Annotated in this window: 1 rRNA gene; it reads left to right on the forward strand. The window is 47.9% G+C overall.

What is annotated here, in order from left to right:
• Positions 1–245: ribosomal RNA gene (locus tag ASC50_RS05410) — 16S ribosomal RNA — on the forward strand; the annotation flags it as partial.
• Between the last annotated feature and the right edge of the window lie 141 nt (positions 246–386).

Consider the following 386-nt stretch of genomic DNA (forward strand, 5'->3'; position numbering starts at 1 on the left):
CCCTCTCCCAGTTCGGACCGGAGTCTGCAACCCGACTCCGCGAAGCTGGATTCGCTAGTAATCGCGCATCAGCCATGGCGCGGTGAATCCGTTCCCGGGCCTTGTACACACCGCCCGTCAAGCCATGGAAGCCGAGGGTACCTGAAGTGCGTAACCGCAAGGGGCGTCCTAGGGTAAAATTGGTAACTGGGGCTAAGTCGTAACAAGGTAGCCGTACCGGAAGGTGCGGCTGGAACACCTCCTTTCTGGAGCTCGTTCCTTGTTAGAGTTTAGTTATTAGAGTTTAGAGTTTAGTTTTTTTTAACTCTACACTCTAAACTCTAATAACTACACTCTAATAGATAGGTTATTTTCTGTACTATGTAATTTAATGGTTTCTATAATAT

The sequence above is a fragment of the Candidatus Symbiothrix dinenymphae genome (assembly GCF_001431085.1).